This window comes from Subtercola boreus (genome assembly GCF_003399645.1).
GTDB classification, from domain to species: Bacteria; Actinomycetota; Actinomycetes; order Actinomycetales; family Microbacteriaceae; genus Subtercola; species Subtercola boreus_A.
The window spans coordinates 245,296-265,632 of the sequence record NZ_NBXD01000030.1 but is presented as its reverse complement, the minus strand read 5'-3'; the positions used below and the strand labels follow the sequence as shown (position 1 = coordinate 265,632).

Genomic DNA, 20,337 nt, shown 5'->3' with positions numbered 1-20,337 from the left:
CGATGCCCACGGCACGGGCGGTCACCATGCACCCAGCGCCTGTTCGCTAACCTTGACCGATTCGGTATCGCACAGCGAACAGAGTGGGGAGGGGCTTGACTCGTGGAAGAGCCGGAGGCCCGAGCGCTGAACATCCGCGACGTCGCTCGTGAGGCGGGCGTCTCCTACCAGACCGTCTCCCGGGTTCTCAATGGCAGCACGCGAGTCTCTGAGTCGACGCGCCAGCACGTGCAGGCGTTCGTGGACCGGTTGGGTTACAGCCCGAACCGTACGGCCCGCGCCCTGTCGACGAGCCGGTCCCGAACGATCGGGGTGCTGGCCGCCCCCAGCGCTCTCATGGGCCCCGGGACCGCACTGACCGCCATCGAGATGGCTGCCCGGGATGCCGGTTACAGCCTCAGTATCACCAATCTGCGCTCGAACGATCCGGCCGATGTGCGATCCAGCATCGACTATCTGCGGGGTCATGCCGTGGAGGCACTCATCGTGCTGGTTCCCCAGGAGCGCGCGCTCGCGGCTCTTTCGTCGCTGAATCTCGAGATCCCCCTGGTGACACTGGGTTCCGGCGGTGAACCGAACGTGCTGGTGATGGACCAGATCGCTGGCGCGCGCGCCGCCGTCGCGCATCTGGCGGAACTCGGACACCGGGAGATCGTGCACATAGCGGGACCACACTCCTGGGTTCTCGCAGAGGCGCGTATAGACGGATACATCGAGGAGCTGTCGGCGCGCGGATTGCCGGTCCACACGCCGTTGGCGGGCGACTGGACTGCCGCCTCCGGCTATGCGGCGGGTCTCAGCTCGCTCGCTGAACGGCGGTTCACCGGGGTCTTCGCGGGAAGCGATTCGATGGCCCTCGGGTTCATGCGCGCCTGTCGTGAGTTCGGGGTCCAGATTCCCCGCGACATCAGTGTTGTCGGATTCGACGACTTTCCCGAAGCTCAGTTCTTCACCCCACCCCTGACGACCATCCATCAGGATTTCTCCGAATTGGGCAGGCGCACGATCTTCTTCCTCCTTGCCCGACTGAGGGGCGAGGAATACGACGAAAGGCCCATTCTGCCCCGTCTCGTCGTGCGCGAATCGACAGCGGCTCCGCTCGACCGGTAGGCGCCCGTCCGGAAGGCCGCGCTGAATCTCGAGACCGTGGGTTGACAGATGTGACCGGTTCGCCAGATGATGAACACACTCACATGTGACCGGTCACATCCGAGCACTCACCCAGCTCGACCTATCAATGGAGATACAGACGTGAAGAAAAACTTCCTGCCCGGAGACTCGACCGACGCTGCGTCCGGGCTCACCAGACGCAGCCTGCTCGCGATAGGGGGTGCGGCGGCCCTCATCACGACCCTCGAATGGTCCTCCCCGGCGCTGGCCGGCCAGCCGACACCGGTCGGTGCCGTGCCAACCGGCCTCGTCAACGGAATGCCCGCCGTGCGGCTGAAGAATTTCGACGACGGCTGGCTCTTCTGCCGGGGCGCGCTGACCGGTGCGGATGCCCCGGGATTCGCCGACTCATCGTGGCGAACCGTATCCACTCCCCACGACTGGTCCATCGAAGATCTGCCGGGCCAGACAGCCGCCGATGGTGGCGCCACTGCAGACCCAGCGGCCTGGCTCACCCCGGCGAATGCTCCCGTGCGCATCGGACCGTTCGATTCGACAGAAACGACCTCAGGCGGCAGCCAGGCGTGGACGGTCGGCGGTGAGGGGTGGTACCGCAAACACTTCTCCGCCTCCGACGTTAAGGCAGGGGAGAGGGTCGAGATCCGCTTCGATGGCATCTACGAGTACTCCGATGTCTGGATCAACGGAAACCACCTCGGTTTTCAGGCCTACGGCTACATTCCGATCGCCTACGATCTCACGCCGTACCTGAGCCTCACCGGCGAGAACGTGATCTCTGTGCGGGTGCGCAATATCGCGCGACCAGTCGCTGGTACTCGGGTTCGGGTATCCTGCGAACGGTCACCCTGGCGGTGACGAGCACCCTCTTTGTGCCACAGTTCGGTGTGCGTGTCACGACCCACGATGTCACGGCGACGCAGGCAATCGTCTCGGTCACCGGCCTGGCCCAGAACGCCAGCGCCGGCAGCGTCGACACGCGCGCACGAATCACTCTGCTGAACGCCAAGGGTCGTTCCATCGCCCAGCAGACGACGATCGTGCAGGCGGTCCCGGCCGGCGCCACTGCAGACTTTCGGTTGGACTTCACCGTGGCCAAACCCGATCTCTGGTCTCCCTCGTCGCCGAATCGGTATACGGCGAAAGTCGAGCTGCTCGACGCGAGCCGGGTGCTCGACGCTGAGACGGTGCTCTTCGGTGTGCGGAACATCTCCATGACCGGCCAGAAGGGCTTGCTCGTCAACGGCCAGCCCATGAAACTCCGCGGCGCTAACCTGCACACCGACCTGGGCGGTCTCGGCGGCGCCGCGATACCGGAGGCGGAGCTTCGCCGGCTGCGCATCGTCAAGGCAGCGGGTTTCAATGCCATTCGCACGTCCCACAACCCGCAGTCGGCGACCTTCCTCGACGCGTGCGACCAGTTGGGTCTGCTGGTGATCGCCGAACTGTACGACGTCTGGAGCGAGCACAAGCGCGCGGACGACTACGCACCGCTGTTCGATTCCACCTGGCAGCACGACGTGAAGCGCGTCATCGACCGTGATGCCAACCGTCCGTCGATCATCATGTGGTCGACGGAGAATGAGCTGGGCATCCGCTCGAGGTCTCCGCTGCAGGATGTGTACGGCAAACCACTGGCCGATTACCTACAGCAGCTCGACCCCACTCGCCCCGTCACTCAGGGAAGTGCCATGGGGCACGCCCTCGGGCTTCGGCTACCCGACGACTCGCCCGAGTGGAGTTATCTGGGGGTCGCCAGCCTGCACTATCTGAAGCAGACCGACGACGGGTTCGAGCACATCCATGACGCCCACCCCGATGAGCCGCTCTACATCGGTGAGACGTGGGGATCACAGCTCTACGACTTCACGAAGACCGTGAACGACAACGGGTGGGTCATCGGAGAATTCGCCTGGACCGGTATGGACTACCTCGGTGAGGCCGGCATCGGTCTTCCCCAGAGCCTGCCGACCGGAACCCAGAGCGGGGGCTCCTTCGGAGCGAAGTACCCCGTCTTCAACTCCTACTGCGGCGACATCGACCTCATCGGCCAGCCGAAGCCTCAACTCGCGTGGCGGAAGGTCGTCTGGGGCGACAGCCAGCTCGAGGTCGGTGTCGAACGGCCCACCCCGGCCGGCTACGAACAGTCGATTGCGCTCTGGTCGTACTATGACGAACTGCCCAGCTGGACGTGGAATGTGCCGGCGAAGCAGGCCATGCGCGTACGGGCCTACACTCCGGGCGATCGCGTGGTTCTCAAGCTCAACAACGTCGTCGTCGGCGAAGTCGCGCTCACAGAGGCCGACAAGATGGTCGCCACTTTCTCCGTTCCCTACGCGCCGGGAACGCTGGTCGCGACGGCGTACAAGGGGCGGCAGGCTATCGCCTCCCAGCGGTTGACGACGGTCGGGGCGCCGGCACGACTGAAGTTCGACGTGGAGGAGGGGCGTCTGGGACAGGACGTGGGTTCTCTCGCCCACATTCTGGTCAGCGTTGTCGACGCGACCGGACACGACGTGCCCGACGCCGTCGTCAAGGTGAACTTCGCTCTCACCGGTCCCGCGACCCTCGCGGCCGTCTCGTCGGCGAACCCACACAACGTGGACAGCTTCCGGCAGCCGCACCGGTACACCTACCACGGCAAGGCGCTGGCCATCGTGCGTTCGATCGCGGGCAACGGGGTGGTGCAGCTCACTGCGTCAGCCGACGGGCTGCGCTCGGTCGCCGTCAACCTCTAGAGCGGCGGATGGCACGCACCCCGCCGCTCTGACGGCGTGCGTGCCATCATCCCTGCAGTTTCGACCATGTCTCTGCCTTGCACAGGAATACCCTGATGGCATGCCCTCACGACCCAGCACAGATTCGATCGACCGGTGAGGGCATCCATGGGCGAGCTGGAACTCGATCGCATCATTGCCGAGACCGACCTGACCACGGTCTTCCAGCCCATCGTCGATATCGAGACTCGGCGGGTGGTGGCGTTCGAGGCCCTCAGCCGCGGGCCCGTCGGGTCTGAGCTGCGTCTTCCCGACGTGCTCTTTCCTGCGGCGGCCGCACGGGGGCTCACGACCGCCCTCGATCAGGCCTGCATCGCCGCCTCGCTTCGAGCCGCGTCCGGGCACGAGCTGGTCGCACCTTTCGGTCTCTTCCTGAACGTCGAGGCCGAGACCATCGAACTGTTGGCCGCCCGGCCACCGGACCGTCCCGTCGTCATCGAGGTCACCGAGCGCAACCTGATGGGCGACCCGGGTTCCCTGATGCGCTCGCTCAGGCGGTTACGGGCGGCGGGCATGCTCATCGCCATGGACGACGTCGGAACCGACCCCACCTCGCTCGCCCTGCTGCCACTTCTGCAGCCCGACATCATCAAGCTCGATATGAGCCTGTTGCAGAAGCGTCCGGGCCGAAACGCCGCCCTGGTGATGGATGCCCGTCACCACCTATACCGAGCACTTCCAGACGACGGTTCTCGCCGAGGGGGTCGAAACCGAGCGCGATCTCGTCAAGGCGCAGGCTCTGGGGGCGACGCTCGGGCAGGGCTGGTTCTTCGGGCGGCCAGACCCGGTTCCGCACGGGATGCCGGTTCAGCCCGGCTTCGCCAGGCCCTCGCGTGAGCCTGCGCTGACGACCCCGTTCCTAGTCGCTGCCGCCGAACAGCCCACCACGCAGTCCGACAAACCACTGCTGATCGAAATGAGCAAGTTCCTCGAGGCGTGCGCGCTGGAGTGCGACGAGACGACACTCGTCTTCTCGACGTTCCAGGAGAACGCGAACTTCAATGCCCGGATGCTCGGGCGATACCGCGTCCTGGCGGATCGGGCCAGCCTGGTGGCGGCGTATCTGCAGGAGGGTGTCGAACAGAAGGTGGGCCTCGCCGACATCCCGAAGCTCCGCATCGTGACGTTCGCCGAAGACGATGACCTGGCCGCCGAATGGTCGGTGATCGTCTTGAGCTCCCGCTACTGCGCGATGCTCTGTGCGCGAGAGGTCATCGACCAGCCGATTCCGGGGAGGCGGTTCGAGTTCATCCTCACGCACGATCGCGGCCTCGTCACGCGCGCTGCCATCACGCTGGCGAACCGGCTCTGAGGCCGTCGTCTGATCGAGGCTGGCCGGGAGGTCTACCCGACGCGGCCGATCTTCACTTGGATGGTCGCGGGCGGGGGCTGGCCCTGGTCGGTGAAGTAGGCGAGAAGGGCGTCGTGGGCGCGTCGGCAGATCATCGTCGCCGGTTCATCGGCGGATACGCCGATGCAGGCCGTCACGGTCATGGTGTCGGAGTCATCGGGGTCGGTGACGGTGACGAGGTGCATGCCGACCGGGTCGTTGCGCACGGCTTCGACGACCGCACCGACGATGGAGGGCAGCAGGGGCTTCGTGGCGTAGACGGTGTGTACGCCGTCGACGTTCCGCAACAGCCGGGTCAGTCGGGTGGGGAGGTCGTCGTCGGTGTCGTCGTTCATCGCGGTACCAGGTTTCCGTCGTCATCGAGGTCTTCGTCGGTGATGTCGCTGTCGTGCACCCTGACGGTCACCCGCGTGACCACGAGGTCGGTGTGCTCACGGATGGTGTCGATGACGAGCCTGCGAAAACCGGGAACGACCCGGGCATCGTCGGCATCGGCGAACGTCGAGACGATCACGTGCACCTCGACCGGTGCGCCCGGTGTCTCGAGGTCACCGTCGAGCTGGGTGCGCTCGACGACCAGTCCGTCGGTGTCGTCGCCGGCCGCGCGAACCAGCGCCCTGACGGCGCCTTCGGAGATGGAGAGATCGGCCCCCGGAACGTCGTAGGGAATCGGGATGTCGCGGCCCGCGTGCGCCTGCACGCCGATCTGGTCGAGGATGCGGGACATCCAGTTCTCGTTCTTCGGCGCGAAGTAGGCGGCGTCGGCCCTGATGATGCGGGGGGCCACGGCGCGGAGTCTGCTGAGCGCTGCCAGTGCGTGCTGCGCAGCGGCGGAGGATTCGATAGAGGGGTCGCGGGGCAGTCTTCCCCGGTCGAGGTAGTCGCTGAGCTCGTCGATGGTGTGGCCGTCGAGGCTTGTCTCATCGAGCGGTGACGTATTCGAGGGCTCGGGGGTGATGTCGGTCATCGCCAGGCCTCCATCTCATCGACAAGCGTCTTTCTGCTTCGCGCGAGGAGTCCGCGGATCGTCGAGACAGGGAGGTCGAGCTGTTCCGCGATCTCTGAGTAACCGTAGCCTGCGATCTCCCGGAGCACCCAGCACCGGCGCTGATCCTCAGGGAGCGTGGAGAGTGCGAGCGAGAGTGCCTCATCGAGCGAGGTGGCCGTGGCAGTCTCGGCGGGCCCGTCGGCCGGGTCGTGGAAGTCGTGGTCATCGATGGAGTCCTGGTCGCGCGCGGCCCGGAGCCGGTCGATGCTCTTGCGGGTGACGATCGTGGTCAGCCACGAGCGCACGGAGGCGGGGTTCTCCAGATCGGGGAGATCCTGCCAGGCCGTGACGAAAGTCTCCTGCACGACGTCGTCGGCGTCGGAGGGTCGCACGATGCGGGCGGCATAGGCGCGCATGAGCGAACCGTAGCGCCGCATCAGGATCTCGAAGGCTCGGATGTCACCGTCGGCGGCGCGACTGGCGATGGTGCGGTCATCCGCATCACTCAGCGAGTCCCGGCCGGGCAGTGAAACCATCGCACCGACCTCTCCGAACGTCATGAACAGACTTCGCCGCGAGCGACGCCGACCCAGACGGAGCATATCGGCAAGCGACGAACACGCGGTAGGGCCGAAGGGGGTCTTGCGCTCGGCGCCAGAGCGTGGTGCCGCCCCTTTACACAGTGACAGGGGCGGCACCGATCAGCGGTGGATGTCAGCTGCGCCGTGCGGCGGCTCTGGCCTTCTCTGCCGCCTGCTTGGCCTGCTCTTCGATGCTCGGAGCGCTCTGGACCTGCTGCTGCACCTTGGGTGCCTCAGCCTCGGCCGTGTGCAGCCACGATTCCCAGCGCGCCTGCATCGGCTTGATGAGCCCGCCACCGGCGCCGACGATGATGACTCCGGCGATGATCGCGAGAACGGCGATCAGGATCGGGGTCGTGACGGTGTCAGCGATGCCGACCTGGTTCAGTGCGGCGGTGACACCGAGGAACAGGATGAAGATGCTCGCGATGTTCGCGAGAACCTTGCCGTACGCCAGGCCACCGAGGGTGCCCTGGATCAGGGTCTTCACGCCGGCAGCGATGGCCGCGGCGATGATGACGATGATGATGGCGACGAGGATCCTCGGAACGTAACTGATGATCGCGCCGAGCAGGTCACTGATCGGGTTGGGTCCGAAGACACCGAACGCGAACTGGAGCACGAACAGCACGAGTGCGTAGTAGACGATCTTCGCGACGATGTCGGAGGCATCGAACTTCGAACGCTCGAGGGCCTTCTTGATGCCGCCGCGCTCGACGGCACGGTCGAAACCGACGCGTGTCAGCAGCTTGCTGAGCGCCTTCTGGATGACCTTCGCGACGATGAGACCGACGATCAGGATGACGAGGGCGAGCAGAAGCAGGGGAACGAATGCGATGACGGCGGCGAGGCCGTTCTGGAGTGTTGCGGGGAAATCCACCGGGTGTGCCTTTCAGAGTGTGCGGGTGTGAGGGTGTGTGCGGCCGCCGGCGCAGGACGGGTCTCGTCGGCGGCCGCGGGGTACTAGTTGCGGGTGTCGGTCTTGGGGTCGACGAGCTCGATCTCCTCGTGCCCGACCTCCTCGGTGACCTGCTGCTTCTCGGTCACGGTCTCGGTGCCGAGGGCGACGCGCTCGACGGGAACGGTCTCCTTGTTCACCACGACGCGCTCTTCGGTGAGTACAACCTCGTGCTCCTCGTCGCTGAGGTTCGGGCCGGATGTTGCCTGGCCGACATTCGCCTCCGTGATGGGCTCGCGGGTGAGGGTGACCTCTTCGTGGCTGACCGGCACCTCGACGGTCTGCATCTCGGTGACGACGTGCTTGCGCAGGCGCGCCCGACCGGCTTCGACCTTCTCGGTTCCGACGTGGAGCTGCTCCTCGGAGCGGGTCATCGCGTCGTCGGTGGTGGGGCCTGACGTGTCATAGCCGCCCTGCGTGTCGACGGGGGCCTCGTCGCGCACCGGAGCGTCGGCGAACCCGGTGGCCGTGGTGGAGCCGCCGGCACCGTAGTAGGCGTAGAGGGCGTCTTCTTCGTCCTGGCTGAGGCTGCCGTCGTCGGCGATGCGCGGGGCATCCTTCACGAAGGCCTTCTCGAACGGGATGCGGAGCTCGCCGCCATCGTACGTCGCGCTCTCCAGCGGTGCGAAGCTCTCGCTGGTGCCGAAGAGACCGGTCTTGATGGTCACCCAGAGGGGCGCCTGGGTGTCGGTGTCGAGGTACACCTGGCCGACGGTGCCGATTTTGTCGCCATCGGTGCCGTAGACGGTGGCGCCGGCCAGGTCGCCTGTGCTGTTCGTGTCGATCATGATTTCTCTTTTCCTCCCGGACGGGCGCCGTTTGCGCTCTTCCATCTGATGGGCGTCGGCGGGGGTCTTTTCGTCATGCGATGGCCGAGGGATTGACGGATAGGCACTCGCGCCGTATCTTCACAGCGCGCCGGGGGTCAGGCGAAGCGGGGCCGCTGCGGCGACTCCGGCGACCTGGGTGAGAGGCGCCACCGGTCAAGCCGTCGACGCGAACGCGCGGGAGGGCTAGCGTCGAACCCATGGACTACAGAACTCTTGGAAACTCCGGCGCCGTCGTCTCGGAGCTCGCACTCGGAACGATGACCTTCGGCGCTGAGGCCGACGAAACCACCTCGCACGCCATTCTCGACGCCTACGTCGAGGGGGGCGGAACCTTCATCGACACCGCCGACGTCTACAGCGCCGGCACGTCGGAGACGATCATCGGCCACTGGCTCACGGCGAACCCCGAGAAGGCTGCACAGATGGTGCTGGCGACCAAGGGCCGCTTTCCGATGGGAGAGGGGCCCAATGACCTCGGCCTGTCGCGCCGGCACCTCCGCACCGCGCTCGACGCCTCCCTCGCCCGGCTCGGCGTCGAGCACATCGACCTCTACCAGATGCACGCCTGGGATGCCCTCACCCCGATCGACGAGACACTCGGCTTTCTCGACGACGCGGTGACGGCCGGCAAGATCGGCTACTACGGATTCTCGAACTACCTCGGCTGGCAGCTCACGAAGGCCGTGCATCGGGCAGCCGCCCTGCATCTGGCGCCGCCTGTGACGCTGCAGCCGCAGTACAGCCTTCTCGTGCGCGACATCGAGCACGAGGTGGTTCCGGCCGCTCTGGATGCGAAGATCGGCCTGCTGCCGTGGTCGCCCCTCGGTGGCGGCTGGCTCACCGGCAAGTACAAGCGCGACACACCCCCGACCGGCGCATCCCGCCTCGGTGAGAACCCCGAGCGCGGCATGGAGGGGTGGAAGGCGCGCAATGCCGCCGACCGCACCTGGAACGTCCTCGAGGCCGTCGAGGCGATCGCGTCGGATCACGACGCCTCTGCATCGCAGGTCGCCCTGGCCTGGCTGCTGGCGCAACCCGCCGTGACCAGCGTCATCCTGGGCGCCCGCACGGTCGACCAGCTGACCGACAACCTGGGCGCATCCGCTCTTCGTCTGAGCGACGCCGAGGTCGCGCGGCTGTCGGAGGCCAGCGCCCCGCGCGCCGACGACTACCCCTACGGAACGGCGGGGGTCGCCCAGCGCCTCCGCAAGATCACCGGCGGCCGCTAGCCCCCTCTGTTCTCTCTGCGCTGACCGGGCTCTGTCTCAGCGAGAGGAACCGTTCAGTACCTGCAGGTGCGCTTCGACGCGGGCAGCGAAATTCACGCAGCCCGCGTCGACAAGCGCAGCCACGATGCCTTTCGGAGGCTTGCTGGCGTGCCTGATCGAGGACCTACCGTCTTGCCTGACCGTTTGCCAATAGTCATTCTGCATCTGGACCACTCGCCGCACGTCTGCCTGAGCCCCATCGTCGACGAGGCACAGGAACTCATCGGCCGTATAGATGTCGTAGGGCAGCAGCGCGGGGTCGCCGAAGTCCCTTGGGTTATCGGTGACGAGAATATCGGCCTCAGCGTGTGTTGCCGCCGCGTTCACATGTCGGTCGTGCTCGTCGCGGCCCACAAAACACACATCCCCTGCGAAGTCATCGACCAGTTCATCCACGACATCACGGATCTTACGGTCGATTTCGGTGATGACCCCGCCGTCGGCTCGTGGATAGTTTTTCCGTACCGCCCGGATTGTTTCCGCGATCACATCAAGGGTTGTGTGGAGTTGGAACATGGTGCCCGTATTCATTCGGGTCAACAACACCCAGTCCCGAAGGGTGCGACTCGCTAAGACGTTGGAGTCGAGGAAAACGCGGTGGGTCACACCCTCAGTCTAGCTTGAGCACTGAGTTCTACTCATTTAATGATTCCTCCATCGCACGGAGTGCTGCGAAGGCCTGCTCCCGGGAAGCTCGTCGAGCCTGCGCGAGAGCCATCACTTCGCTCGTGTCGAACCGGTGATGCGACCCGACCCGATGGGATCGGAGGGCACCTTCGCTCACCCATTTCATGAGAGTCGGCCGCGACACGGCCAGGATGCCGGCAGCGCTGGTGGAGGTGAGTTCGCGTGGAATGGCGCTGACGGTGAGCGGACCGTGTGAGAGTGCGTTGAGGATACGGCCGACAAATTCGGCAAGGTGGGCCGGAAGCGCGATGACTGCTCCGTCGTCAAGCGTGATGGTCAGGCCGGCGACGGCGCGGAGCTGCGTCTTGGACGCAAGCTCCCGGGCGTCGGCTCGCACCTCATCATCGAGAATCAGTGTGCCATTCGACATGGTCGTGCTCATCGCTCTGCCTTTCTCACTCTTGGCCGGTTGCCTGTGATGCACTTATAACTGTACGTATCTGCGGTAATAACTGCAACTCAAGAACGTCTCAGGCCGCGATGACGCGTCGCACGCTCTTCGCGGATGCCGCGACCGCCGTCGCCGCGACGATCAGGGTCGCGCAGCCGATGAGGGTGGGCGCTGTTCCCACCAGGTGCGCAAGAGGCCCGACGAGTGCCTCGCCGAGCGGCACGGCCAGAAACGAACCCACCATGTCGTATGAGTAGACGCGCGACAGCGCCTCGCGGGGGATGTTGGTCTGCAGGGACTGGTCCCAGGCGATGGCGAAGATCTCGAGAGCGACGCCGCCGAGGGCGAAGGCCACGAGCAGGGCGGGCAGGGTGGGAAGCACGCCGAGGGTCGCGACGGGCACGGCGGTCACGGCCATCAGTGCGACACCGATACCGAGTGCCCTGCGCGGTCGCCAGCGGAGGGCCAGCACGGCCCCGAGCGCCAGTCCCACCGTCTGCGCGGCGACCACGAGGCCCCACCCGGCCCGGCCGAACGAGCCGTCTGCGACCACCGGGCCGAGCACCGTCGTCGCTCCGACGAAGGCCGCGTTCAGCACGGTGAACTGGGCCACCACGATCCACACCCACCGCCGGCCTGAGAACTCCCGCCAGCCCTCACGGAGGTCGGCGACGACGGATGCACGGGGCCGCTCGCTCGCGATGACGCGCGGTCTTCTCGGCAGGCGCATCCGGGTGTAAAGGGCCCCGGCCAGGGCGAACCCTGCGGCGTCGACGGCCAGGCCCCAGCCGGGACCGACCACGGCGACGAGACCGGCGCCCGCCGAAGCGCCGACGATGCTGCCGCTGTTCAGACCGAGCCGGAGCAGGGCGTTCGCCGGCCGGAGCAGGGTCGACGGCACCGTGTCGGGAACCAGCGCGGCCGCGGCGGGCAGGCTCACGGCGGCGACAGCGCCGTTGAGTACGCTCAACGCGACGAGTGACGCGATGCTCGCCGAGCCCGTGATGACCAGGGCGGCGATGACCGCCTGCGTCGCCGCCGCTGCCAGGGAGGTGCCGACGAGAACGAGGTTTCGCGGCATCCGGTCGGCGATCACGCCGCCGAACAGCAGAACGGCCACGTTGGCGAGGGATCGAGCGGCGACCACCAGCCCGAGGTCGGCCGGTGAGCCCGTCAGGTCGAGCACGGCGAACGCCAGGGCGATGGGGGCGACGGCGTTGCCGAGGATGCTCGTCGTGCGTGCCGCGAGCAGCCACCGGAACGGAGCGTGCCTCAGCGGGCCATCACCTTTCCGAACCGGCGGGGGTGTCTGCGTGGGGTTGGGGTTCGGGGTCACGGTCGCGTGAGCGGGAACAGGGCCGCTGTCATCGACACGGGTCTGCTGCCCGGCGTGCGCGGGGGCCGGGCGGCCGCGTGCAGCAGCGCGGAAGCCTCACCGACATGACGCACGACCCGGCGCCAGGTCTCGGGGTCGACCCAGAGCTCGGCATCGGTCGAGACCTGCGGGCCCTCGGTGCGCTGGCGGGACCGCCGACGCAGCTCGTCGATGAGGGCGTCGACGTAGACGGACTGCTCCTCCCGGGCGGCCGCGTCGATGGTCGGCCGCGGTGCGTCGAGGTCGAACCGCTCGGCCGAGGACTCGTGCCGGTAACGCTTCGCCTCACCCCCGCGCACCCGCACGACCTCGACCACCCGCACGAGGCCCGCGCGCTCGAGCACGCGGAGGTGGTAGCTCGCTCCGGCCTGCGAGAGCCCCAGTTCGCGTCCGGCCTCCGCGGCGCTCAGGGCCACCCCGGTCGGAAGCGACAGCAGCCGCAGCCGCATCGGGTGGGCAGTCGCACGCAGCTCATCGAGGGTCGCCATGAATACATACTGAGACCCCTGCGCCCGACCACCAAATGTGTCTTTGGGGGTCGCTCGAACGCCGTTCCCCTTCGTCTTCCGTGGGCTGTTCGCGGGAGATGAAATGGAACTGGTCTTTGTGCATGGGGCGCTGGTGCGAGACGGAGCGTGGTGGTGGCAGCGGGCCGCCGACCTCCTGCTCGCCTCCACGGGCATCCGCAGCCACGCCCTCGCGCTGCCGTCCTGCGGCGAGACCGCGCCCGGCAAGGTCGTCGGCGGTCTGGTGGCGGATGCGGCGGCCCTCCGCGCCGCCCTCGATCGCGTCGACTCCGCCATCGTGGTCGGCCACTCCTACGGCGGCACCGTCATCGCCGAGGCCGGATCGCACCCCGCGGTCGAACATCTGCTCTACATCTCGTCGTACCTGCCCGACATCGGGCAGGCGCAGGGCATGATCATGAGCGGCGAGACCGACCCTGTGGCCATCGCCGACAACGGCGACGGCACCCTCGGTGTCGAGGGTTACGACGCGGCGTCTTTCGGGGCGCGATTCCTGCAGGATGCCGACGGCGAGACACAGCGCGAGGCCTGGGGGCGGGTGACCAGCCAGTCGGTCGGCGCCTTCACCACGCCGACGACCGCCGCCGGCTGGCAGGGAGTCGACTCGACCTACCTCGTCTGCGCCGACGATCGCAGCACCTCGGTGGAGCTGCAGCGCCAGCATGCGGCCCGGGCGACCCGCGCCGTCGAGCTGCCCACCGGCCACCACCCCTTCCTCACCCGCCCCGACCTCGTGGTCGAGGCGCTCCTCGCTTTCGAGGCAGTGGCTCGCCTCTAGCTCAGCCGCGTGTTCGCGATACCGCCGTCGATGTCCAGAATCGTGCCATGGGCGAAGGTTGCTTCATCCGAGACCAGGTAGCGAACGGCGTAGGCGATGTCGACGGGTCGTACGGGGCGCCCGGCCGCCGTGGCTGCGGTCATCACCGCGAGAACGTCAGCGCTCTCGGCGTTTCCGGGGGTGCTGGTCGCACCCGGGGCGACCGTGTTCACGTTCACTCCGCTGGGGCCGAACTCCGCGGCCCAGGTGCGGGTCATCTGCTCGATGGCCGCCTTGGAGGCGGTGTAGATCGCCGCGAAGGGCAGTCCGACTCGGGCCATCCATGACCCGATGTTGACGATCGAGCCGTGCCCGCGCGACGCCATCTCCGGTGCGATGGCGGCCACGAGCACATGGGGTGCACGGATGTTCGTGGCCAGTACTGCGTCGAGATCAGCATCGGGGAGGTCGGCTGTGCTCGTCGCGGGGTAGATGCCCGCATTGTTCACGAGGATGTCGACGCGGCCGCCGAGCGCCGTGGTGGCTTCCTCCACGAATCGACGGATGCTGTCGGGGGACTCCCCGAGGTCGGCCGTGACGGCGTGCGCGGTACCCCCGGCGGCCTTGATGGCATCGGCGACGGCCCGGGTGCGCGTTGCGTCGCGCCCGCTCACCACGACCTTCGCCCCGGAGGCCGCGAGAACGCGGGCGATGGCTTCGCCGATTCCGCTGGAGGAGCCGGTGACGATTGCGGTGCGCCCGACGAGGCGGGTGTCGGCGGTGAGGGACTGCAGTTCTTCATTATTGGACTTCAAGGTCCATTCCTAGCACGAGCTGGACTGCAAAGTCCAATACGGTAGTCTGAGAGTGTGGGAGAGCCAAGGATCACCGAGCGAGGGCGCGCTACCCGGCAACGCATCATCGAGGCCACTGGGCAGCAGATCCTTGCCGGCGGCATCGGCGGAACCACTCTCGACACCGTTCGCGCGGCCACGCTCACGAGCAAGAGCCAGCTCTTCCACTACTTTCCAGGCGGTAAGGCCGAACTCGTCCGCGAGGTCGCGGTCTGGGAGGGCGGTGAGCTCCTTGCCGCGCAGATGCCGTTCATCGAAGACCTGGGCAGCTGGGAGTCCTGGCACTCGTGGCGAGACGCGCTCATCCACTACTACCTCGGCCTCGGCCGCTGGGCGTGCCCCATCGGCTCACTGGCCACCCAAGCCGCGATGACCGACCCCGAGCTCGACGCCGTCATCACGGCGAGCATGGCGACCTGGCTCGACGCTCTTGCCGCGGGCGTCGTGAAGATGCAGGCCAATGGGCACGTCGACCCCTCGGCCGATCCCCGCCGCATCGCGGTCGCCATCCTCGCCTCGATCCAGGGCGGTCTCGTGCTCAGCCAGCCCCAGAAGTCCTCCTGGCCCCTCGAGGCAGCGCTCGACACTGCGCTGGATGTACTGCATCAGTCCACCGCTCCGCCCCGCTGAGCCGCCCGCCGCAGGTCGTCGCTGCACCGCCGTGACCGGGGTCAGGGCTTGCGGTAGGCACTGGGATCGCAGGTGTGGACGGCCGACGGATCCATGACGGTGCGGTAGGTGTAGGCGGCGCAGTCGATGAAGGTGGCGATGCTGATCGCGCGGCTGGAGCGCTGCAGCACCCCCTTCGAGGGGCCGTTCGATCCGATTCCGGCACGGTGCACCATCCATTCGATGTCGGAAGCCTCGTCGGTCAGGTACTGCATGACGGCCTCGTTGTCTTCGTGCTGGCCGTTGTAGCTGCGGGCCAGGGTCTTGCGCACCGCCCAGAGCGCGGGCGGGAGGGGCTGCCCGGGGGCCTTGCTCAGGCCACCGGCCTGGTAGAGGAATCGTTTGACGCCCTGCCGGCGCATGGCCGGCACCAGCCGCCGAACGAATTCGGTGTTGACCTTGCGGGTCTTCTGGGCCTCGACATCGCCGAGCATCGATACGACGTAGTCGACGCCCCGCACGAGCTCGTCGAGGTCGGGGTCGGGGATGTCGGTGACGGTACCGGTGTGCACCTCCAGAGCGGGATGCTCGTACCCGAACTTCGACGGGTTCCGCGCCAGCGCCCGTACGGTGTGCCCCTCTCTAAGGGCGAGGGAAGTGAAGTGCTGGCCGGTCTGACCGGTGGCGCCGAATACGAGGAAGGTCTGGGATGTCATTCCGCCAGACTAGGCAGTGTCTAGTAAATAGTCAATGTCTAGTCCACGAGTAGACTGAACAGATGACCTCCCGGCCCTTCCACCACGGCAACCTCCGGGCAGTACTGCTCGAGCAGGCGGAGGAGATGCTGCGCAACACCGGCGTCGACGGTCTCTCGCTGCGGGAGCTCGCCCGCCAGGCCGGTGTGAGCCACGGGGCTCCACGCAGCCATTTCATCGACCGGCAGGCCCTGCTCGATGCGCTTGCCGAGCAGGGTTTCGTGCGGTTGACCGAGAACATCAGGTCGGCGCTCGCGGGCCGAGGCTCATTCGAGGAACGGTTTCGACGGGTGGGGCGCGCCTACGTCGACTTCGGTGTCGAAGATGCGGCACTGATGGAACTGATGTTCGCGGCAAAGCTGAACGACCCGAGCAAAGCGCTCCAGGATGCTGCGTCCCGCCTGTTCGAGACGCTCGACGAAGCGATACCCGCCGACCCAGGCAGCGGCGACCCGAGCGCCACCGACGGCAGCCACATCGACAGAGGCAGCGCCCGTGTGCGCTTCAAACTGCTCTTCGCCGCAACCATGCAGGGAACGGCGACCCTGATCACCTCGCGTCGCATCGCCCGCAGCGAGGGTGACGCGATCATCGACGACGCGGCATCCGCCCTGCTCGGGTCAGAGCTCGGCAGACAGCTGATGTCGCGCCCGCGCTGACCCGCGCACCACCGAGGTCGACCAGAACGGCGGATGCCCCGCGCGGCCCCGACCGAAAGGTCTCCCTCACGGGGCTGTCGGCATTCGCAGCACGGCCTGAACCGGGAGGTGATCGGACGCCCAGACCCCGCCGGGCCGCTCGGTGTTGATGCCGATGCGCTCGACCTCGACTGTCGGCGAGACGGCGATCCAGTCGATGCGTTTGCGGTCACGCCGCGGTTCGCGGTAGTTCGGAAAGGTGCCCCATTCGGCGGTGAGGCGGGTGCGTGCTGCACCCCAGGCATCCACCACCCCGCCCCCGGCGAAGAGTTCGGTGAGGGGCGCCGTGTCCTCTCCGCTGTTGAGGTCGCCGGTCACGACTGCGGGTAGCGCCTGGCCCACGACGAGCTGGCGGATGGTGTGGGCCGCTGTGACGCGCGAGCGCCGCGAGAGGTGGTCGAAGTGCGTGTTGATGGCGAGAAGACGGATGCCGGTGGCCCGGTCGCGAAACTCTGCCCGCACCAGGATGCGCGGGGTCAGGTTGCCCCACGACCGCGAGCCGGGCACCTCCGGGGTGTCGGAGAGCGCCTGCTGCACCCAGTCGAGCAGCTGGAGCCGGGTTCGGTCGTAGTAGATCGGGCAGCCCTCGCCCTGCCCGTTCGTCTCCCGTCCACGCCCGACGCGGCTGAAGTCGCTCCCGAGGGCGGTACGGATGAAGCGGTCCTGATCGGGCAGCACTTCCTGCGCACCGATCAGGTGCGGCCGCTCGAGAGCGAGCAGAGCGGCCAGTGCGGGGGAGCGCTGTGCCCAGCGGTCGGCGGTGCGCGGCCCGATGGCGGGCATCCGTCGTCGCACGTTGAACGAGATGAGGTGGAGGTCGGGCGCTTCGACCCGCCCGACCAGCGGCGACTCCGTCATGCTTCGAGCCTAAGTGCTGTGCGGCTCCGGGTGCAGCGCTCGGCTCTCGACAGATACCCCTAGGGGGTATAAGGTTCGGAAGATGAGCCGCACAGAGCACAGCCACAACCCCGTCCCCGATGTTCACGCCCCTGTGGGGACGGTGGTCGGTGAGCAGTCCGGCCACGGCGCGATGGATCACTCGGGTCAGAGCGGGATGGATCACTCGGGGCATGCCGGTCATTCCGGTCACGGAGGGCATGCCGGCCACGTCGCCCAGTTCCGTACGTTGTTCTGGATCATGCTGGTGGTCGCAGTCCCGGTCGTCTTCTTCAGCAGCATGTTCGCGATGATCCTGGGTTACGCAGTACCCGAGACCGCCGTCACTTCGTGGGTCTCTCCCGCGCTCGGGACGGTGATGTATGTGTGGGGTGGTCGACCGTTCCTGATGGGAGCTGTCACCGAGCTCCGGTCGCGAAAGCCGGGAATGATGCTCCTCATCGCTCTCGCGATCACGGTCGCGTTCGTGGCGTCCTGGGGAGCGAGCCTCGGCCTGTTGGATCACCAGCTCGACTTCTGGTGGGAGTTGGCTCTTCTGGTCGTGATCATGCTTCTGGGGCACTGGATCGAGATGCGTTCCCTGGCGCAGACGTCGACGGCGTTGGAGTCATTGGCCGCTCTTCTGCCAGATGAGGCGGAACGCGTCGAGGGCGAGAGCACGGTCAGAGTCGCGCCATCCGAATTGGTTGTCGGGGACCTTGTCGTGGTGCGCCCGGGCGGCCGGGTGCCAGCCGACGGGAACGTCGTCGAGGGAACAGCTGACGTCGACGAGTCGATGATCACGGGTGAGTCCCGGGCGGTGGCCAGGGGTGTGGGTTCACATGTGGTGGCCGGAACGGTCGCGACCGACAATGCCCTGCGGGTGCGGGTGACAGCTGTCGGTGACGACACCGCGTTGGCGGGTATCCGGCGCTTGGTCAGTGAGGCCCAGAACTCGACGTCTCGAGCGCAGCGGCTTGCAGACACCGCTGCCGGCTGGCTGTTCTGGTTCGCGCTCGGCTCGGCAGCCCTCACCGCCATCGTCTGGACGGCACTGGGCACACCCGAAGATGCCGTGATCCGAACGGTCACCGTTCTCGTCATCGCCTGCCCGCACGCGTTGGGCCTGGCGATACCGCTTGTGGTGTCGATCGCGACGGAGCGTGCGGCGAAGGGCGGCGTGCTGATCACCGACCGCCTCGCCCTGGAGAGCATGCGAACGGTGAACACGATCCTGTTCGACAAAACCGGAACCCTGACGAAGGGCGAACCCGTCGTGTCATCGGTCGCGGTCATCGACGGGATGACGGAACGGGACGTGGTGAGTTGGGCTGCGGCAGTCGAGGCCGACAGTGAGCATCCGCTTGCCCGGGCCATCACCACCGCGGCGGAGTCCCGGGACCTCCCCGCCCTTCACGCAACCGATCTTCGGGCGTCGACAGCGGTCGGGGTCTCCGGAGCGATCGCGGGTGACACCATCAGCGTCGGCGGGCCGAGCATGCTCGCCGCCCACAACGAGTCACCGCTGGCGGAAACGTCAGCGTGGGAGAACGACGGGCAGATCATCCTGCACGTGCTCCGAAACGGTGCCGTCATCGGAGCACTGGGGCTTGCAGACGAGATCCGGCCCGAGTCCCGGCAGGCCGTCGATGCCCTCCATGCTCTCGGCATCCAGGTCGTGATGATCACCGGAGATGCCGAGGCTGTCGCCCATTCCGTCGCAGCGTCACTCGGTATCGACCGGGTCTTCGCGGGAGTACACCCCGAGGACAAAGCCGCGAAGGTCGTAGAGCTGCAGGCAGAGGGCCGCACGGTCGCGATGGTCGGCGATGGCGTCAACGACGCACCCGCCCTCGCGCAGGCCGATGTCGGGATCGCGATCGGCGCCGGCACCGACGTTGCGATTGCGTCAGCGGGGGTCATCCTCGCAAGCGATGACCCCCGCTCCGTGCTTTCGGTGATCGAGCTGTCGAAGAAGAGCTACCGCAAGATGAAGCAGAACCTCTGGTGGGCGGCCGGCTACAACCTCCTCTCCGTGCCGCTCGCCGCGGGCGTTCTCGCCCCCATCGGGTTCATCCTCCCGATGGCGGTCGGCGCGCTGTTGATGAGCGCATCGACGGTGGTCGTCGCACTGAACGCCCAGCTGCTTCGGCGTCTCGATCTTCGCCCTGAGGTCAGCGTCGGCGCCCTCCCCGCCGCCCAGCCCAAGGCGACATGACGGCGGGGACGACCGCGATGGTGCTACTGGATGGTGCCGAGGAGGCTGGTCATGGTCTGGATCTCTGCGGTCTGGCTGGTGACGATGTTGTTCGCCAGGGCCAGGGCGTCAGGGTCCTGTCCGGAGGTGACTTCCGTGTTGGCCATACCGATGGCACCTTCGTGGTGCTGGATCATCTGGGTCAGGAACAGTTTCGATGCCGCTGACCCGGTCGCTGCGTCCAGGGCTGACATGTCCTGATCGGACATCATGCCGGTGCCGGTTCCCATGTCCATGCCCGACATTCCGGTGTCGGTGCTCGTGGGCACTCCCCACGCGGTGAGCCAGCCGGTCATCGTGGTGATCTCGGGTTCCTGCTCCGATTTGATCTGTTCCGCGAGGGCGATCACGGCCGGGTCGATACCGTCCTTCGTCAGGAGGGAGTCGACCATGGTCACTGCTTGGGTGTGGTGGGGGATCATGCCAGTCACGAAGGTGACGTCGGCGGTGTTGTTGGTGCCGGCCGTCATTGTGGGCGCGGAACTTATCATGGTGTCTCCGTGGTCCATGCCGCTCATCGACCCGGAGGAAGACGAGCACGCGGCAAGTGTCACCGCGGCAGCAAGGGCGGCCGTGACGGCGAGAGTGGTGCGAAGTTGTGACATTTTTTACTATCCATTTCAGTGGGAGTGAGAAATCGAGTGCGCGAAGTACCCGGGGTGCGGGCTGA

General features: G+C 67.0%; 23 protein-coding genes. 10 read left to right on the top strand and 13 right to left on the bottom strand.

What is annotated here, in order from left to right; all coding sequences use genetic code 11:
* Positions 1-102 precede the first annotated feature (102 nt).
* The 5 genes from B7R24_RS15915 to B7R24_RS15895 all read left to right on the top strand — a co-directional run bounded on the left by B7R24_RS15915 (position 103) and on the right by B7R24_RS15895 (position 5,217).
* Positions 103-1,110 carry a LacI family DNA-binding transcriptional regulator gene (locus B7R24_RS15915; RefSeq protein ID WP_116419927.1) on the top strand — a complete coding sequence of 336 codons (1,008 nt, stop codon included), beginning with the start codon at positions 103-105 and terminating at the stop codon, positions 1,108-1,110.
* A 141-nt stretch (positions 1,111-1,251) separates the two neighbouring features.
* The gene (locus tag B7R24_RS15910) at positions 1,252-1,986 is read left to right on the top strand and encodes a sugar-binding domain-containing protein (RefSeq protein WP_172582871.1); all 735 of its coding nucleotides are present in this window, start codon (positions 1,252-1,254) and stop codon (positions 1,984-1,986) included.
* Positions 1,983-3,866 carry a glycoside hydrolase family 2 TIM barrel-domain containing protein gene (locus B7R24_RS15905; protein WP_116419925.1) on the top strand — a complete coding sequence of 628 codons (1,884 nt, stop codon included), beginning with the start codon at positions 1,983-1,985 and terminating at the stop codon, positions 3,864-3,866. Before B7R24_RS15910 ends, B7R24_RS15905 begins: the two co-directional genes overlap by 4 nt.
* A 147-nt stretch (positions 3,867-4,013) precedes the next feature.
* Positions 4,014-4,742 carry an EAL domain-containing protein gene (locus B7R24_RS18185; protein ID WP_116419924.1) on the top strand — a complete coding sequence of 243 codons (729 nt, stop codon included), beginning with the start codon at positions 4,014-4,016 and terminating at the stop codon, positions 4,740-4,742.
* Positions 4,705-5,217 (top strand): DICT sensory domain-containing protein, encoded by a 513-nt coding sequence (locus B7R24_RS15895; RefSeq protein ID WP_253259502.1) that lies wholly within the window; start codon positions 4,705-4,707, stop codon positions 5,215-5,217. The genes B7R24_RS18185 and B7R24_RS15895 overlap by 38 nt, the downstream gene beginning before the upstream one ends.
* A gap of 32 nt (positions 5,218-5,249) precedes the next feature.
* Here the strand turns inward: B7R24_RS15895 and B7R24_RS15890 are convergent, their stop codons facing one another.
* The 5 genes from B7R24_RS15890 to B7R24_RS15870 all read right to left on the bottom strand — a co-directional run bounded on the left by B7R24_RS15890 (position 5,250) and on the right by B7R24_RS15870 (position 8,571).
* Entirely contained in the window at positions 5,250-5,591 is a 342-nt protein-coding gene (locus B7R24_RS15890; protein WP_116419922.1) for a hypothetical protein, read from the bottom strand.
* Entirely contained in the window at positions 5,588-6,223 is a 636-nt protein-coding gene (locus tag B7R24_RS15885; RefSeq protein WP_116419921.1) for a hypothetical protein, read from the bottom strand. The genes B7R24_RS15890 and B7R24_RS15885 overlap by 4 nt, the downstream gene beginning before the upstream one ends.
* Positions 6,220-6,804, bottom strand: a complete 585-nt coding sequence (locus tag B7R24_RS15880) for an RNA polymerase sigma factor (RefSeq protein WP_253259939.1) — start codon at positions 6,802-6,804, stop codon at positions 6,220-6,222. The genes B7R24_RS15885 and B7R24_RS15880 overlap by 4 nt, the downstream gene beginning before the upstream one ends.
* Before the next feature lie 154 nt (positions 6,805-6,958).
* Positions 6,959-7,705 (bottom strand): mechanosensitive ion channel family protein, encoded by a 747-nt coding sequence (locus B7R24_RS15875; protein WP_116419920.1) that lies wholly within the window; start codon positions 7,703-7,705, stop codon positions 6,959-6,961.
* An 83-nt stretch (positions 7,706-7,788) separates the two neighbouring features.
* Positions 7,789-8,571 (bottom strand): DUF2382 domain-containing protein, encoded by a 783-nt coding sequence (locus B7R24_RS15870; protein WP_116419919.1) that lies wholly within the window; start codon positions 8,569-8,571, stop codon positions 7,789-7,791.
* A 239-nt stretch (positions 8,572-8,810) separates the two neighbouring features.
* Here B7R24_RS15870 and B7R24_RS15865 point away from each other — a divergent pair, with 239 nt between their 5' ends.
* A complete protein-coding gene (locus B7R24_RS15865; RefSeq protein ID WP_116419918.1) occupies positions 8,811-9,842 on the top strand; it encodes an aldo/keto reductase in 1,032 nt (343 codons plus the stop codon).
* A gap of 36 nt (positions 9,843-9,878) precedes the next feature.
* On the opposite strand, the gene B7R24_RS15860 is transcribed toward B7R24_RS15865, so the two are convergent.
* From B7R24_RS15860 to B7R24_RS15845, 4 genes are all read right to left on the bottom strand, one after another.
* Complete coding sequence (locus B7R24_RS15860) at positions 9,879-10,487, bottom strand: PIN domain-containing protein (RefSeq protein WP_116419917.1); 609 nt, start codon at positions 10,485-10,487, stop codon at positions 9,879-9,881.
* A 28-nt stretch (positions 10,488-10,515) separates the two neighbouring features.
* Positions 10,516-10,950 carry a helix-turn-helix domain-containing protein gene (locus tag B7R24_RS15855; RefSeq protein ID WP_116419916.1) on the bottom strand — a complete coding sequence of 145 codons (435 nt, stop codon included), beginning with the start codon at positions 10,948-10,950 and terminating at the stop codon, positions 10,516-10,518.
* Positions 10,951-11,038: 88 nt separating this feature from the next.
* Positions 11,039-12,295 (bottom strand): MFS transporter, encoded by a 1,257-nt coding sequence (locus tag B7R24_RS15850; protein ID WP_116419915.1) that lies wholly within the window; start codon positions 12,293-12,295, stop codon positions 11,039-11,041.
* Complete coding sequence (locus tag B7R24_RS15845) at positions 12,292-12,822, bottom strand: winged helix-turn-helix domain-containing protein (protein ID WP_116419914.1); 531 nt, start codon at positions 12,820-12,822, stop codon at positions 12,292-12,294. Before B7R24_RS15845 ends, B7R24_RS15850 begins: the two co-directional genes overlap by 4 nt.
* 103 nt (positions 12,823-12,925) lie before the next feature.
* Here B7R24_RS15845 and B7R24_RS15840 point away from each other — a divergent pair, with 103 nt between their 5' ends.
* On the top strand, positions 12,926-13,639 hold the full coding sequence (locus tag B7R24_RS15840) for an alpha/beta hydrolase (RefSeq protein WP_116419913.1): 714 nt from the start codon (positions 12,926-12,928) through the stop codon (positions 13,637-13,639).
* On the opposite strand, the gene B7R24_RS15835 is transcribed toward B7R24_RS15840, so the two are convergent.
* Positions 13,636-14,433 (bottom strand): SDR family NAD(P)-dependent oxidoreductase, encoded by a 798-nt coding sequence (locus tag B7R24_RS15835; protein WP_116419912.1) that lies wholly within the window; start codon positions 14,431-14,433, stop codon positions 13,636-13,638. The two genes, B7R24_RS15840 and B7R24_RS15835, sit on opposite strands and share 4 nt — an antisense overlap.
* A 54-nt stretch (positions 14,434-14,487) precedes the next feature.
* Here B7R24_RS15835 and B7R24_RS15830 point away from each other — a divergent pair, with 54 nt between their 5' ends.
* Positions 14,488-15,102 carry a TetR/AcrR family transcriptional regulator gene (locus B7R24_RS15830; protein WP_116419911.1) on the top strand — a complete coding sequence of 205 codons (615 nt, stop codon included), beginning with the start codon at positions 14,488-14,490 and terminating at the stop codon, positions 15,100-15,102.
* A gap of 41 nt (positions 15,103-15,143) precedes the next feature.
* Here the strand turns inward: B7R24_RS15830 and B7R24_RS15825 are convergent, their stop codons facing one another.
* Positions 15,144-15,797 (bottom strand): NAD(P)-dependent oxidoreductase, encoded by a 654-nt coding sequence (locus B7R24_RS15825; protein ID WP_116419910.1) that lies wholly within the window; start codon positions 15,795-15,797, stop codon positions 15,144-15,146.
* Between the two features lie 62 nt (positions 15,798-15,859).
* Between B7R24_RS15825 and B7R24_RS15820 the strand changes: the two genes are divergently transcribed.
* Positions 15,860-16,495 carry a TetR/AcrR family transcriptional regulator gene (locus B7R24_RS15820; RefSeq protein ID WP_116419909.1) on the top strand — a complete coding sequence of 212 codons (636 nt, stop codon included), beginning with the start codon at positions 15,860-15,862 and terminating at the stop codon, positions 16,493-16,495.
* A 66-nt stretch (positions 16,496-16,561) separates the two neighbouring features.
* On the opposite strand, the gene B7R24_RS15815 is transcribed toward B7R24_RS15820, so the two are convergent.
* Positions 16,562-17,392 carry an endonuclease/exonuclease/phosphatase family protein gene (locus B7R24_RS15815; protein ID WP_116419908.1) on the bottom strand — a complete coding sequence of 277 codons (831 nt, stop codon included), beginning with the start codon at positions 17,390-17,392 and terminating at the stop codon, positions 16,562-16,564.
* 82 nt (positions 17,393-17,474) lie between these two features.
* Between B7R24_RS15815 and B7R24_RS15810 the strand changes: the two genes are divergently transcribed.
* Complete coding sequence (locus B7R24_RS15810) at positions 17,475-19,628, top strand: heavy metal translocating P-type ATPase (RefSeq protein ID WP_116419907.1); 2,154 nt, start codon at positions 17,475-17,477, stop codon at positions 19,626-19,628.
* Between the two features lie 23 nt (positions 19,629-19,651).
* Here B7R24_RS15810 and B7R24_RS15805 read toward each other — a convergent pair whose 3' ends face one another.
* The gene (locus B7R24_RS15805) at positions 19,652-20,272 is read right to left on the bottom strand and encodes a DUF305 domain-containing protein (protein WP_116419906.1); all 621 of its coding nucleotides are present in this window, start codon (positions 20,270-20,272) and stop codon (positions 19,652-19,654) included.
* Positions 20,273-20,337: the final 65 nt, after the last annotated feature.

Coding starts and splice junctions, on each gene's coding strand:
- B7R24_RS15815 (WP_116419908.1), bottom strand. CDS start 17,392: ATGACGGAGTCGCCGCTGGTCGGGCGGGTCGAAGCGCCCGACCTCCAC.
- B7R24_RS15840 (WP_116419913.1), top strand. CDS start 12,926: ATGGAACTGGTCTTTGTGCATGGGGCGCTGGTGCGAGACGGAGCGTGG.
- B7R24_RS15805 (WP_116419906.1), bottom strand. CDS start 20,272: ATGTCACAACTTCGCACCACTCTCGCCGTCACGGCCGCCCTTGCTGCC.
- B7R24_RS15880 (WP_253259939.1), bottom strand. CDS start 6,804: ATGACGTTCGGAGAGGTCGGTGCGATGGTTTCACTGCCCGGCCGGGAC.
- B7R24_RS15895 (WP_253259502.1), top strand. CDS start 4,705: ATGCCGGTTCAGCCCGGCTTCGCCAGGCCCTCGCGTGAGCCTGCGCTG.
- B7R24_RS18185 (WP_116419924.1), top strand. CDS start 4,014: ATGGGCGAGCTGGAACTCGATCGCATCATTGCCGAGACCGACCTGACC.
- B7R24_RS15865 (WP_116419918.1), top strand. CDS start 8,811: ATGGACTACAGAACTCTTGGAAACTCCGGCGCCGTCGTCTCGGAGCTC.
- B7R24_RS15890 (WP_116419922.1), bottom strand. CDS start 5,591: ATGAACGACGACACCGACGACGACCTCCCCACCCGACTGACCCGGCTG.
- B7R24_RS15820 (WP_116419909.1), top strand. CDS start 15,860: ATGACCTCCCGGCCCTTCCACCACGGCAACCTCCGGGCAGTACTGCTC.
- B7R24_RS15885 (WP_116419921.1), bottom strand. CDS start 6,223: ATGACCGACATCACCCCCGAGCCCTCGAATACGTCACCGCTCGATGAG.
- B7R24_RS15810 (WP_116419907.1), top strand. CDS start 17,475: ATGAGCCGCACAGAGCACAGCCACAACCCCGTCCCCGATGTTCACGCC.
- B7R24_RS15855 (WP_116419916.1), bottom strand. CDS start 10,950: ATGAGCACGACCATGTCGAATGGCACACTGATTCTCGATGATGAGGTG.
- B7R24_RS15845 (WP_116419914.1), bottom strand. CDS start 12,822: ATGGCGACCCTCGATGAGCTGCGTGCGACTGCCCACCCGATGCGGCTG.
- B7R24_RS15825 (WP_116419910.1), bottom strand. CDS start 15,797: ATGACATCCCAGACCTTCCTCGTATTCGGCGCCACCGGTCAGACCGGC.
- B7R24_RS15870 (WP_116419919.1), bottom strand. CDS start 8,571: ATGATCGACACGAACAGCACAGGCGACCTGGCCGGCGCCACCGTCTAC.